Here is a 13236-nt window from a genome sequence, read left to right as displayed (position 1 = left end):
GTGTGTCCCCGTCGGCCCGCTGCCCGATGCTGTGAGCGGTGGACGCCGGTCAGGCGTCGACCTTCTCCATGACCTCGTCCGAGACGTCGAAGTTGGCGAAGACGTTCTGCACGTCGTCGCTGTCCTCCAGCGCGTCGATCAGCTTGAAGATCTTGCGCGCGCCCTCTTCGTCCAGCTCGACCTGCATGGTGGGCAGGAAGTTGGAGTCGGCCGAGTCGTAGTCGATACCGGCGGCCTGGAGCGCGGTACGGACCGCGACCATGTCGGTGGCCTCGCTGATGATCTCGAAGCTCTCGCCGAGGTCGTTGACCTCTTCGGCGCCCGCGTCGAGCACCGTCTCCAGGACGTCGTCCTCGGAGAGCTCGCCCTTGGGCAGCAGGACGACACCCTTGCGGTTGAACAGGTACGAGACCGAGCCCGGGTCGGCCATCGAGCCGCCGTTGCGGGTCATGGCGACACGCACGTCGGACGCGGCACGGTTGCGGTTGTCGGTGAGGCACTCGATGAGCACCGCGACGCCGTTCGGGCCGTAGCCCTCGTACATGATCGTCTCGTAGTCGGCGCCGCCGGCTTCGAGACCGCCGCCGCGCTTGACCGCGGAGTCGATGTTCTTGTTCGGGACCGAGCTCTTCTTGGCCTTCTGGATGGCGTCGAAGAGCGTCGGGTTGCCATCGATGTCGGCACCGCCCATACGGGCCGCGACCTCGATGTTCTTGATCAGCTTCGCGAAGAGCTTGCCGCGCTTGGCGTCAACCACGGCCTTCTTGTGCTTCGTCGTAGCCCATTTAGAGTGGCCGGACATCTGCCTGTCTCCTTCGCGTCACCAACAATGTTCGCCTCAGATCCTACCGGGACGCCGTTACAGCCCCGCGCGCACCATGTCGACGAAGTACGCGTGAACGCGGTCGTCTCCGGTCAGCTCGGGGTGGAACGAGGTGGCGAGGACATTGCCCTGTCGCACGGCGACGGTGTGGCCGTCGTACGTGGCGAGCACCTCGGCGGCGGCGCCGACGGACTCGACCCAGGGGGCGCGGATGAAGACGCCCTCGACCGGGCCGTCCGCTATGCCCGCGAAGTCGATCTTCGCCTCGAAGGACTCGTTCTGGCGGCCGAAGGCGTTGCGGCGGACGATCATGTCGATGCCGCCCAGGGTCTCCTGGTCCTCACGGCCGTCCAGGAGCTTGTCCGCCAGCATGATCATGCCGGCGCAGGTGCCGTACACGGGCATGCCGGCCGCCACCCGCTCGCGCAGCGGTTCCAGCATGCCGAACAGCACGGCGAGCTTCGACATGGTGGTGGACTCGCCGCCGGGGATCACCAGGGCGTCGACCTCGGCGAGCTCCTCGGGACGCCGGATCGGCCTGGCCACGGCGTCCGCCGCGGCCAGGGCGATCAGGTGTTCCCGTACGTCGCCCTGGAGAGCCAGGACACCGATCACGGGGGTGTTCGTCATGACCGATTACCAGCCGCGGTTGGCGTAGCGCTCGGACTCGGGGAGGGTGTCGCAGTTGATGCCGACCATGGCCTCGCCCAGGTTGCGGGAGGCGTCCGCGATGATCTTCGGGTCGTCGTAGAAGGTGGTGGCCTTCACGATGGCGGCGGCGCGCTTGGCCGGGTCGCCCGACTTGAAGATGCCGGAGCCGACGAAGACGCCCTCGGCACCGAGCTGGCGCATGAGCGCGGCGTCGGCGGGGGTGGCGACACCACCGGCGGAGAACAGCACGACGGGGAGCTTGCCGAGCTCGGCGACTTCCTTGACGAGCTCGTACGGGGCGCGCAGCTCCTTGGCGGCGGCGAACAGCTCGTTGTTGTCGTAGCCGCGCAGGCGGGCGATCTCGTTCTTGATCTGGCGCAGGTGGCGGACGGCCTCGACCACGTTGCCGGTGCCGGCCTCGCCCTTCGAGCGGATCATGGCCGCGCCCTCGGCGATGCGGCGCAGGGCCTCGCCCAGGTTGGTGGCGCCACAGACGAAGGGGGTGGTGAACGCCCACTTGTCGGAGTGGTTGACCTCGTCGGCCGGCGTCAGGACCTCGGACTCGTCGATGTAGTCGACCCCGAGGGACTGCAGGACCTGGGCCTCGACGAAGTGGCCGATGCGGGACTTGGCCATGACCGGGATCGAGACGGCCTCGATGATCTCTTCGATCATGTTGGGGTCCGACATGCGCGCGACGCCGCCGTCCTTGCGGATGTCGGCCGGGACCCGCTCCAGGGCCATGACCGCCACGGCACCGGCGTCCTCGGCGATCTTCGCCTGCTCGGCGTTGACCACGTCCATGATCACGCCGCCCTTGAGCTGCTCGGCCATGCCGCGCTTGACGCGCGAGGTGCCGATCGCCGACTCGGCGGACTGGGGGGAGGTGGGAAGCGTGCTCACGGATTGACCTCACTCGAAAGGAAGACGGGGTACTGCTCGTACTACTCGGCTGAGGAAACCCCAGGGGACCAGTCCACTACAAGGGCCAATGTGGAGCCTGTGGCTCCTTGACTTGTCCCTCGCGGCCCTTGGAAGCCCCGAGGGGGGTGCCCTGCGGACAAGACACGCCCTGGCCGTCTCTTCCGGATCTTGCCGGGCCCGGCCCGCCCGGCACGGCCCCTCGCCTCGTTGTCGGGACACCCCGAGTACGTCCGGTACACGGGCGCCCCTCCGCCTTGCGAGGCACCGCACCGGACGACCCGGGCTCACCCGACAAGATCCGGAAGAGACGGCCTAGACCGGCCGCTCTGCAAGATCCACCGGAGGCTCGTCGTCCATTTCGAAGGCGAGCGGGAAGGGCGCGTGCCCCGCCAGTCTGAACCAGCGGACCTTGCGATGCCTGCGCAGCGCGCGGGCGGCCCGTACCGAGTCGTTGAGGAAGCGCCGCGCCATCGGCACCCGGCGGACGGCCGCCGCCAACTCCTCCGTGGCCTCCGCCCCGCCGGGGGCCGCCTTGAGCACGTCGACCTGGTCGGCATCGGCGAAGACCGCCCGCAGCGCCTGGCTGAGCTCGCTCTCCGCCACCTCACGGTGGTCCTCCTCGGCCTGCCGGGCGGCGTGCGCGGCCTCGTACAGCACCAGGGAGGAGGCGGGGTCGAGCACCCCGGAGGTGGCCACCTCCAGCACGACGGAGGCCCGCCGCACGAGCTGGGCGTCGAGCGCGGCCCGCGCGGCGTCCATCCGCGAGTGCAGCCGGTCGAGCCGGCCGGCGGTCCAGCTGAGGTAGACCCCGATGACTCCGAGAGCCAGGGCGATCCAGACAAGGGTTTCGATCACGCTGCGCGACCCTACCCGTTCGGACAGGCCCCCTCCGAGTCGGACCTGCTCACGTCCGGCGCAGGCAGCGGTCCACCGCCGCCTCGATCTCCCGGGGTCCCGTCACGGCCGGTGCGTCGGCACTCCAGTGCGGGCGGGCCGCTCCGAGTTTGGCAGCCAGTTCCAGACATAGTCTGCGCCGCTCGCCCGCGTCGTCCGTCCCGGCGATGCGCCGCCCCCAGCGCACCGTGTCGACCACGGCGGATTTCATCGCCTCGTAGTCGAGGTAGAAGTCGAGGCCGGCCTGCCAGCCTTCGCGGCACTCATCCGGCGCCGTCCGTTCCCATGCCGCCGTCAGCGCCCGCCGTTCGGCCGGTGTGCAGGACACTTTGTGAAGGTGGTCGGCGAGGTCGTAGACGGGATCCCCCCAAAGGGCGAGCTCCCAGTCGAGAAGGGCCACATGCCCGTCCTCAGCCATGATCATGTTCTTCCGGTGGATATCCGCGTGCAGCAGGCGGAAGGGGCGCCGGGCCAGTCGGCGCGCCCGGACGGCGAGCCCTTCACAGGGGTCGTCCGGGACTCCCAGGGCCTCGTAAAGGTCGCGCACCGCCGCATCACCCCGGTGCCGGACGGTACGGACGAGAGCCAGGAGCAGCTCAGCGAAGCCAGACGTGTCACCGTCCTCCGGCCAGCCGGGCGGCGTCGGAGGAAGCGCGGAGGCCGGGACCCGCAAGAGGGTCGCGAAGAACCCCTCGACGGCCTCCAGTACTGCGTCCGGCAGCGGTTTGCCGTCCGGGGCGAGCTCGTCGACACGCCGTCCGGGAATGTATTCGTGGATCTGGAAATCGGGATTCCGGGCGGCGTGCAGAAGGCGTGGAGCAGCTGGTACGTACCCGTCGATCGCTGCCAGGAGTTCGGCCTCGGACCAGCAGGTGAGGTCCATGGGCTCTGCTTCGGCGGACCGGATCCGGACGAGCACCGGGCCGGCTTCGGTCGGCACACGCACATTCCGGTTGTAGAAGCCGGCCAGGGCCGTGCGCCGGGTGGCGGCCCGCTCGTACAGCTCGAGGGCGTCCATGGCTATGCCTCCCACCAGGGAGCGAGGATGTCAGCGACCCGCTCCGAGGTCAGATCCGGGGGCGAGCCCCACATCGGTCGGGCGGCGTTCACCTTCTTCGCGAGGCGTCCGATGAGGAAGTCCCGCTCCGGTTGTGTGGCGGCGGCGAGCTGTTTCGAGTAGCGGACCGTATCGACGATGGCCGATTTGATCCGCTCGTGTGCCACGTAGAGATCCAGGTCGTCAGACGGACCGGCCGTGTACGGGGCCGGCAGCATCTCGCGCCACCGTTCGAACACCGCGGCCCGCTGGTCCTCCGGGTAGTCCATCTTGTGGAAGTGGATCCCGATCTCGTACATCGGGTCACCCCAGAGCGCCAGCTCCCAGTCGAGGAACCAGGTCGCGCCGTCGGCGACGATCATGTTCTTGCGGTGGAGATCGGCGTGGAGAACGGCGAAGGGCCGGGAGGTCAGGGTGTCCCACCTCGACTCCACCACGCCCAGCGGGTCGGCCGGGATGCCGAGCTCCGCGAACACCTCCCGGTAATCCGCCCCGTACGTCGAATGGACGTCCCGGGTGAGCCCTGCCAGCAGGCGTCCGAAGCCGCTGCTGTCACCCGCAGCCGGCCAGTGGTCCGGGACCTCAGGGGCCTTCTCCTGAGGAATCCGCACCAGCTGGTCCATGAGCGTCACCACATCGGCCAGCACGTTGTCGGGTACGGAGGTGCCGCGGGGCGAAAAACTGTCGAGAACCCGGCCCTCGATGAAGTGGTGGACCTGGAAACGGGGCCGTTCGGAAACGTGGCGCAGCTCGGGCACCCTGCCGACGTACGGCCGGATACGGGCGAGGACCTCTTCCTCACGCCACAGGCGCACATCCATCACGTCAGCGGCCGCCAACGGGATCCGTACGTTGACCTTGCCGTCCGGCGTCGGCACGCCCACGTTCCGGTTGTAGTAGCCGGCAGCGGCTTCGTCCGCCGCCAATGCCCGGCCGTACAGTTCCAACCACGTCACGAGCCCACCTCGATGAACATCGACAGGACGCCTTCCGTCCGCTGGTGGAGCGCCTCCGCCCCACCGGGGATCCGGAGCAGGGGGAGGGCCCTTTCGGCCAGCGCAATGATCTCCTGATCGGCCAGGCCGGTGCGCTCGGCCGCTCGGTGTATGGCCAGGATCAGCGAGGGATAGACCTGGCAGATCTCGAATTCGCGGGCAGCGTGCAGCAGCGTGCGCCGTGTCGCTTCCAGGTCTCCCCGCCGCAGGAGCAGGAATGCCCGGAACATGTCGGCCCGGGCCCGTCCCGAGCGGTATCCGGCCCGATCGAGGGCGACGTAGGCGTTCTCGAAGGACTGCTCCGCCCGGTCCAGCTGGCCCAACCGGATCTGTGCGATACCCATTGCGGTGTAGACCTTGCCGATCTCGTGCTGCGCGCCGAGGTCGCTCTGGACCACGAGGGCCTCCCCCGCCACGGTGACGGCCGCGTCGGGATCGGTGAAAGCGAGCAGCTCGGCCCGGTTGGTCCGGATGTTGGCGAGTCCGATGACGCTGCCGGCCGCGCGGTACTCCTCCTCCGCCTGGACCATCAGTTCCTCAGCCCGGCCGAAGTCCATCAGGAACCGGTGACCGAGGTGCATCAGCCGCTTGAGATCGCCCCGGACCACCCGCTCCTCGGGGGCGCTGAGCCCGTGGACCTCTTCGGCCAAGGCGAAGGCTCCCGCGAAGTCTCCCTGCCACATCCTGATGTCTGCCACGCACAGACCGGCCGAGGTCCTGGCTTCCCCTTCGTGCTCCTCCCAGACCTTCTCGAAGATCCGGGCGGCCAGGCTGCTCTCCCCGGCGATCCTCCGGGCGTTGGCCCCGGCCAACGCCAGTCTGGCGTCGACCACGGACCGTACCGGGGCCTCACCCGCCGCGGTGAGCGCTACGGCTGCGTTGGTATCGCCCAGTTCGAGCTTTCCCTCGGCGTCGAGGCAGTCGGCGGTGTCCCGGATACCGGAGAGGTGGGCGTCCCCCCGCTCCTCGGCCGTAGGGGACCCCAGGTAGTCCCTGAGGTCCTTGACCATGCCGTCGACCGCCTGTCGGCTGCTCATGCCGATGGCCCGGTCGGCGTGTCTCAGGATCCGCTCGGGTGACAGGTTCCCCGCGTGCAGACCGTGGTAGACCGCTTCGCGGAGCGGCGAGGAGCGGGCCACCCCCGCACTTTCCGTCCCGCCCTCCAGCCGGTCCGCCAGTCGTTCCCAGTGCTCGCGGAGCACGGAATGGGCGTGCTGCCGGACCGTCGGCGGGAGGTGCGCCTGCAGCGCCGCGATCATCAGCTGGTGGAGCCGGAACCAGCCCTGGGGCAGGGGGTACGCGAACGAGTACGCGGTCAGCGACTCCCAGGTCAGCAAGTTCGCGGGGAGGTCGAAACTCCTGCCGATGACCCGGAACACTTCCAGGTCGAATGTGCGCGCGATGCTGAGCAGCTCCAGGATCCGCACCTCGTCGGGCGCCACGTGCTGGAGAAACCGTTGGACGATCTCTTCGGACGTCCCGGGGTCCTCGGTCAGGTCGGGATTCTGGAGGTGGGTGTCCACCGCGAGGTGCAGGTAGAAGGGCACCCCCGCGCTCGCTTCGGCGATGGACCGCTGCCGGGGGATCTCCGTGATGCCTCCCTGCGCGAGCAGGTCGAGGCGGGCGGCCATCGGCAGGCCACCGACCAGCGCCTTGCGGATCACCGTCCCCCAATCGCTGTCGTACGCCTCCCAGGGCAGTGCCTCCCGGCTGGCCAGCACGGTCAGCCCGCCCTCCAGCTGCCCGAGGAGATCGCGTAGCCAGGCGTCGCTGGCGAAGCTCCGTCCACCAGGCAACGGAGTGGGGACCATGGCCTCATAGGCATCCACGTACAGCGTGTAGGACCGCTCCGCCGCCGACTGGCGCATTTCTTCGGCGAACAGGTACGTCACCGCGTGGCCGAGTTCGGCGTTCGAGAGGCTGTCGAGTTCCTGGAGCGTCGTGTCGGCCTCGATCCGCTGACGGCGCTGCCTGTTCTTCATCGCGCGTCCGGTGAGCCGCACGAGACCGGCCGCGGTCCCGAAGACCGGTAGCCCCATGGCGTCGTCCAGGATCTTCGAAAGCACCTCGCTCTCCTCGGCGAACGGCGTGTTCCTGCGGTCCATCTGCAGCTGGGGATGCACGCGTTGCCAGAGCACGGCGTACGCGATGTCGAAGCGGTCGAACTTCACGCCCTGCGCCCCGAACTCCGTACGCAGGACGGCCAGCGCGTCCTCCTGCTGCCGCAGTGTGGGCAGCTGCAGGTCCAGCCGGGCCGTGCGGAAGGATTCGGGCGTCCGCTGCCGTAACTCCTGGAGGAGGCGCGATTTCCCGATTCCCCCGATGCCGACGATGTTGAGGATCCTGGGGCGGGCCGTGATCTCCCGCAGTTCCTCGTCGTACACGGCGAGGAGTGCCTCGCGGTTGAAGAACTGTCGCTGCAGTGCCGAGACGCGCCGGTAGCGCGGCCTGATGGACATGGCGGATCCCCCCGATTCCTCTACGGCCCGAGGCGAGACTACCTCTTTGCGAGAGGCCCGCACCTGATGAATTCCCTGCCGAACAGGCAAGTGACACACGTCAGTTCGCGAGAAGAACCGGGCCGGACCGGACCGGAGGGACCGGCCCGACCCGACCGGTCAGGAGGACGTGGGGTCCTTCGCGAAGCCGAGGCGGGTGCGGAGCGGGACGCGTTCGTCCGCGGCCACCGCCGCCGCGCCGTCCGTCACCGTTTCGTAGACGGCCAGGATGTCCGCGCCGACCGTGGACCAGTCGAAGCGGCGGACGTGCGCCGAGCCACGGGCGCTCAGTTCGGCCCGGCGTTCCGGGTCCCGCAGCAGGGTGACGGCCGCCGTCGCCAGGGCGTCGGCGTTCTCGTTGGCGAAGAGGTCGCCCGCCCCGCCCTGGTCCAGGACCTGCGCGAAGGCGTCCAGGTCCGACGCGAGGACCGCCGCGCCCGCCGAAAGGGCCTCGACCAGGATGATGCCGAAGCTCTCGCCGCCGGTGTTCGGGGCGACATACACGTCGACGCTGCGCAGCAGCCGCGCCTTGTCCTCGTCCGAGACCATGCCGAGGAATTCGACCCGCCTGCGCAGTTCCGCGGGCAGGGAGGCGACCGCCTCCTCCTCGTCGCCGCGGCCCGCCACGAGCAGCCGTACGTCCGGGCAGGCCTCCACGATCCTGGGGAAGGCCGCCATCAGCACCGGCAGGCCCTTGCGGGGCTCGTCGATCCGGCCGATGAAGCCCAGGGTCTGCCCGGACCAGTCCGGGTTGGGTTCGGCCTTGGCGAAGAAGTCCACGTCGACACCGTTGGGGATGACGACCGCGTCGCCGCCCAGGTGTTCCACCAGCGTGCGCCGCGCGTACTCGCTCACCGCGATCCGGGCGTTGATCTTCTCCAGGGCCGGCTGCAGGATCGGGTACGCCGCGATCATCGCCCGGGACCGGGGGTTCGAGGTGTGGAACGTCGCCACGATCGGCCCCTGCGCCGCCCAGCAGGACAGCAGCCCCAGCGAGGGCGAGGCCGGCTCGTGGATGTGGATCACGTCGAAGGTGCCGTCGTGGAGCCAGCGCCGCACCCGGGCGGCGGAGAGGAACCCGAAATTGAGGCGGGCCACCGAGCCGTTGTACGGGACCGGCACCGCCCGCCCGGCCGAGACCACGTACGGCGGCAGCGGGGTGTCGTCGTCCGCCGGGGCGAGCACCGACACCTCGTGGCCGAGCCGGATCAGGTGCTCCGCCAGGTCCCGGATGTGGAACTGGACGCCGCCCGGCACGTCCCACGAGTACGGGCACACGATGCCGATCTTCACTACGGGCGCTCCTCCAGGTCGTCCAGCCACAGCCGCTGCAGCATGTGCCAGTCCTCCGGGTGCGCGGCGATGCCCCACGCGAAGGCGTCCGCCAGCGCCTGGGTCATGACGGTGGTCCTCTCGGTCCGGGTCCCGGTCCTGGGAACCTCCACCTCGGGGTGGATCCGGCCGTACAGCTTCGGTGTGTCGCCGTAGTGCAGGGTGGCCGGGAGCAGCACGGCACCGGTCTGCTGGGCCAGCAGCGCCGGTCCGGCCGGCATGCGCGCCGTGGAGCCGAAGAAGTCCACTTCGACCCCGGAGGCCGACAGGTCCCGGTCCGCGACCAGGCAGACCAGGCCGCCGGAGCGCAGCCGCCGGGCGAGGGTGCCGAAGGCGGCGCCGCCGCTGTGCGGCAGGACCTCCATGCCCAGGCTCTCGCGGTAGGCGACGAAGCGGTCGTAGAGGGTCTCGGGCTTGAGCCGCTCGGCGACCGTGGTGAACGGCGCGTGCATGTGACCGATGGCCCACGCTCCTGCGAGGTCCCAGTTGGCGAGGTGCGGCAGGGCCACGACCACTCCGCGCCCGGAGTCGAGGGCCTCGCGCAGCAGGTGCTCGTCCCGGAACTCGACGTCCGTGCTGAACCGTTTCGGGTCCATGGTCGGCAGCCGGAAGGACTCCATCCAGTACCGCATGTACGAGCGCATGCCCGCCTGCGACAGCTCGCGCAGCCGCTCGGGACCGGCGTCGGGCACCACCCGCGCCAGGTTCGACTCCAGCCGCAGCACGCTCTTGCCGCGCCGCTTCCACGCGAAGTCGGCGATCCGCCGTCCCAGGGCCACGGCAGCCGGTTCGGGAAGCTTCTTGACCCCGGCCCAGCCGAGGCCGTACAGCGAGTCGACCAGCTTGTCCTGCAGGGACCCCATCAGGCCGCGCCGCCTTCGGCTGCGGCCGCCGCGGCGTCGGCCTCGGCCGACTCGCGACGTACGGTGACCACCCGCTGGATCAGGGTGACGAGCGAGCCCACCGCCACGATCCACAGCGCGATCGGCAGCAGCACGCCGATCCAGGACGGCACACCGAAGGTCTGCAGCCCGGACAGGCCGGCCGCGACCAGCGAGATCACCAGTCGCTCGGCCCGCTCGATGAGCCCGTTGACGGCCACCGGAAGCCCGATCGACTCGCCGCGCGCCTTGGTGTACGAGACCACCTGGCCGCTGGCCAGGCAGAAGATCGCCACCGCGCAGAGCGCGTTGTCGTTGCCGTGGCCCGCGTACCAGAGCGCGAGGCCGCCGAAGATCGCCGCGTCGGCGACCCGGTCGAGGGTGGAGTCGAGGAAGGCTCCCCACCGGCTGGAGACACCGGCCTGGCGGGCCATGTTCCCGTCCACCAGGTCGGAGAAGACGAAGAGGGTGATGGTGATGGTGCCCCAGAAGAACTCGCCGCGAGGGAAGAACCACAGCGCTCCGGCCACCACTCCGGCCGTGCCGATCAGGGTGACCGCGTCCGGGCTCACCCCCCGCCGGAGCAGAAAAGCGGCGAATGGCGTGAGAACACGCGTGAAGAATGCACGCGCGTACTTGTTCAGCATGGCCTTCCCGGAGGGTCGCTGGGCCGCACGGCCACCACGGCCACCGGCTGGCCCATCGTAGCCAGCACGCCACCGCGCGGACGCCGCGCACCCACCGGTTCGTGCCACGTAAGACGTACTTCGCGCCCTGGACCGCCGCCGGCGGGCCCCGGGTGCGTCCCCGGGGCACCTCCCCGGTACGACGTATGGACGGGATGTGACACCAGTGCAAAGCTCGAAGAATCCCGCATTCCTCCTCCGTGGAGGCGGCCGGGACACCGATCCGGACACCCGATCCCCACACCACCCGATCCTCCTCACCGTCACCACCGGGAGGCATGAGCATCATGGGAGCCACATCACACCAAGCCGGAGCCGCCGGCAGGGCACTGACGGCCGACCGCCCCTCCTCCATCCGGAATGTCGTGCTGGTCGGCCACAGCGGATCCGGCAAGACCACGCTGGTCGAAGCCCTCGCCCTGACCGCGGGCGCGGTCAACCGGGCCGGCCGGGTCGAGGACGGTGCCACCGTCTCCGACTACGACGACATCGAGCACCGCCGGCAGCGCTCCGTGCAGCTGTCCCTCGTCCCCGTCGAATGGGGCGGAATCAAGATCAATATCCTGGACACCCCCGGATACGCCGACTTCGTCGGGGAGCTCAGGGCCGGTCTGCGCGCAGCGGACGCGGCCCTTTTCGTCGTCTCGGCCTCGGACGGCATAGACGGCGCCACCCGCATGGTCTGGGACGAGTGCGAGGCCGTCGGCATGCCCCGCGCCATCGTCGTGACCCACCTGGAGGCCGCACGCTCCGACTACGCACGGATGACGACCGTCTGCGGTGAGATCTTCGGCGCCGACGACCCCGATGCGGTCATCCCCCTCTACCTCCCCCTGCACGGCCCGCCCGGCCCCGACGGGCACGCCCCCGTCACCGGCCTGCTCGGCCTGCTCTCCCAGCGCGTCTACGAGTACGCCTCCGGCGAGCGCGTGGAGCGCGACCCGGACCCCGCCGAGCTCTCCCTCATCACCGACGCCCGCGCCCGGCTCATCGAGGGGATCATCGCCGAGAGCGAGGACGAGTCCCTCATGGACCGCTACCTCGGCGGCGAGGAGATCGATCTCAAGACCCTCGTCGACGACCTGGAGCGGGCGGTGGCGCGCGGTACCTTCCACCCCGTCCTGATGGCCGCCCCCGCCGTCGACGGCGCCCGCCAGGGCCTGGGCACCGTCGAACTCCTCGAACTGGTCACCGGCGGCTTCCCCACCCCCCTGGAGCGCGCCGCCGTCCCCGTCACCCGCCCCGACGGCTCCGCCCGCCCGGACGTCACCTGCGATCCCGACGGCTCCCTCGTGGCCGAGGTCGTCAAGACCTCCTCCGACCCCTACGTCGGCCGCGTCTCCCTCGTCCGCGTCTTCTCCGGCACGCTGAAGGCCGAGGAGACCGTCCACGTCAGCGGACACGGCCTCACCGACCGCGGGCACGAGGACCACGACGTCGACGAGCGGGTCGGCGCCCTCTCCTCCCCCTTCGGCAAACAGCAGCGCGCCCTCACCCGGTGCATCGCCGGCGACCTCGCGTGCGTGGCCAAACTCACCCGCGCGGAGACCGGCGACACCCTCTCCGCCAAGGACGACCCGCTCCTCATGGCACCGTGGACCATGCCCGACCCCCTCCTCCCCCTCGCCATCGAGGCGCACAGCAAGGCCGACGAGGACAAGCTGTCCCAGGGCCTGGCCCGGCTCGTCGCCGAGGACCCGACCATGCGGCTGGAGCAGAACCCGCACACCCACCAGGTCGTCCTGTGGTGCCTGGGTGAGGCCCACCAGGACGTGGCCCTGGAGCGGCTGCGCACCCGCTACGGCGTCCAGGTCGACCCCGTCCCGCACAAGGTGAGCCTGCGCGAGACCTTCGGCGCCAAGGCCGCCGGGCGCGGCCGGCACGTCAAACAGTCGGGCGGCCACGGCCAGTTCGCCATCTGTGAGATCGAGGTGGAGCCGCTCCCGCCCGGCAGCGGCATCGAGTTCGTCGACAAGGTCGTCGGCGGCGCCGTGCCCCGCCAGTTCATCCCGTCCGTGGAGAAGGGCGTACGCACCCAGGCCGCCCGCGGGGTCGCCGCCGGCTACCCGCTCGTCGACGTGCGCGTCACCCTCCTCGACGGCAAGGCGCACTCGGTGGACTCCTCCGACGCCGCCTTCCAGACGGCCGGCGCCCTCGCCCTGCGCGAAGCCGCCGCCGAGGCTCGGATCGACCTCCTCGAACCGGTCGCCGAGCTCGCCGTCGTCGTCCCCGACGAGTACGTCGGCCCGGTCATGAGCGACCTCGCCGGCCGCCGCGGCCGCGTCGTCGGCACCGACCAGGCCGCGCCCGGGCGCACCCGGGTCCGCGCCGAGATCCCGGAGATCGAGATCGGCCGCTACGCCGTCGAGCTGCGCTCCGTCTCGCACGGCACCGGCCGCTTCGCGCGGGCGTACGCGCGTCACGAACCGATGCCGCCGCAGATCGCGGAAAAGGTGCGCGAACAGGCCGGGAAGGGAAGTTGATCGGTGTAGCAG

The 13236-nt window shown here is 70.2% G+C and carries 11 protein-coding genes; 1 reads left to right on the top strand and 10 read right to left on the bottom strand.

The annotated features are described in order from the left end of the window. Positions 1-49: 49 nt before the first annotated feature. The 10 genes from ACWGIU_RS12915 to pgsA all read right to left on the bottom strand — a co-directional run bounded on the left by ACWGIU_RS12915 (position 50) and on the right by pgsA (position 10702). Entirely contained in the window at positions 50-802 is a 753-nt protein-coding gene (locus ACWGIU_RS12915) for a YebC/PmpR family DNA-binding transcriptional regulator (protein WP_030765687.1), read from the bottom strand. Between the two features lie 57 nt (positions 803-859). After that, positions 860-1453 carry a pyridoxal 5'-phosphate synthase glutaminase subunit PdxT gene (gene pdxT, locus ACWGIU_RS12910; RefSeq protein WP_030387184.1) on the bottom strand — a complete coding sequence of 198 codons (594 nt, stop codon included), beginning with the start codon at positions 1451-1453 and terminating at the stop codon, positions 860-862. A 6-nt stretch (positions 1454-1459) separates the two neighbouring features. Further along, positions 1460-2377, bottom strand: a complete 918-nt coding sequence (pdxS, locus tag ACWGIU_RS12905) for a pyridoxal 5'-phosphate synthase lyase subunit PdxS (RefSeq protein ID WP_030010552.1) — start codon at positions 2375-2377, stop codon at positions 1460-1462. A gap of 333 nt (positions 2378-2710) precedes the next feature. Continuing rightward, complete coding sequence (locus tag ACWGIU_RS12900; protein ID WP_202202380.1) at positions 2711-3253, bottom strand: LemA family protein; 543 nt, start codon at positions 3251-3253, stop codon at positions 2711-2713. 49 nt (positions 3254-3302) lie between these two features. Then, positions 3303-4310 carry an aminoglycoside phosphotransferase family protein gene (locus ACWGIU_RS12895; RefSeq protein WP_453705149.1) on the bottom strand — a complete coding sequence of 336 codons (1008 nt, stop codon included), beginning with the start codon at positions 4308-4310 and terminating at the stop codon, positions 3303-3305. A gap of 2 nt (positions 4311-4312) precedes the next feature. Then, complete coding sequence (locus ACWGIU_RS12890) at positions 4313-5305, bottom strand: phosphotransferase family protein (protein WP_453705147.1); 993 nt, start codon at positions 5303-5305, stop codon at positions 4313-4315. Beyond that, positions 5302-7803: a hypothetical protein gene (locus ACWGIU_RS12885; RefSeq protein WP_453705146.1), complete on the bottom strand. Its 2502-nt coding sequence runs from the start codon at positions 7801-7803 to the stop codon at positions 5302-5304. The genes ACWGIU_RS12890 and ACWGIU_RS12885 overlap by 4 nt, the downstream gene beginning before the upstream one ends. A gap of 159 nt (positions 7804-7962) precedes the next feature. Continuing rightward, positions 7963-9135 carry a glycosyltransferase family 4 protein gene (locus tag ACWGIU_RS12880; RefSeq protein WP_453705144.1) on the bottom strand — a complete coding sequence of 391 codons (1173 nt, stop codon included), beginning with the start codon at positions 9133-9135 and terminating at the stop codon, positions 7963-7965. After that, entirely contained in the window at positions 9135-10037 is a 903-nt protein-coding gene (locus ACWGIU_RS12875; protein WP_453705142.1) for a phosphatidylinositol mannoside acyltransferase, read from the bottom strand. Before ACWGIU_RS12875 ends, ACWGIU_RS12880 begins: the two co-directional genes overlap by 1 nt. Beyond that, entirely contained in the window at positions 10037-10702 is a 666-nt protein-coding gene (gene pgsA, locus ACWGIU_RS12870; protein WP_453705140.1) for a phosphatidylinositol phosphate synthase, read from the bottom strand. Before pgsA ends, ACWGIU_RS12875 begins: the two co-directional genes overlap by 1 nt. A gap of 326 nt (positions 10703-11028) precedes the next feature. On the opposite strand from pgsA, the gene ACWGIU_RS12865 reads away from it, so the two are divergent. Beyond that, positions 11029-13224 (top strand): elongation factor G-like protein EF-G2, encoded by a 2196-nt coding sequence (locus ACWGIU_RS12865; RefSeq protein WP_453705152.1) that lies wholly within the window; start codon positions 11029-11031, stop codon positions 13222-13224. The last annotated feature ends 12 nt before the right edge of the window (positions 13225-13236 follow it).

It is taken from the genome of Streptomyces sp. NPDC054840 (assembly GCF_053611065.1).
Note: the sequence above shows the minus strand (reverse complement) of the source record. Positions and strands in the feature narration are given on the sequence as shown.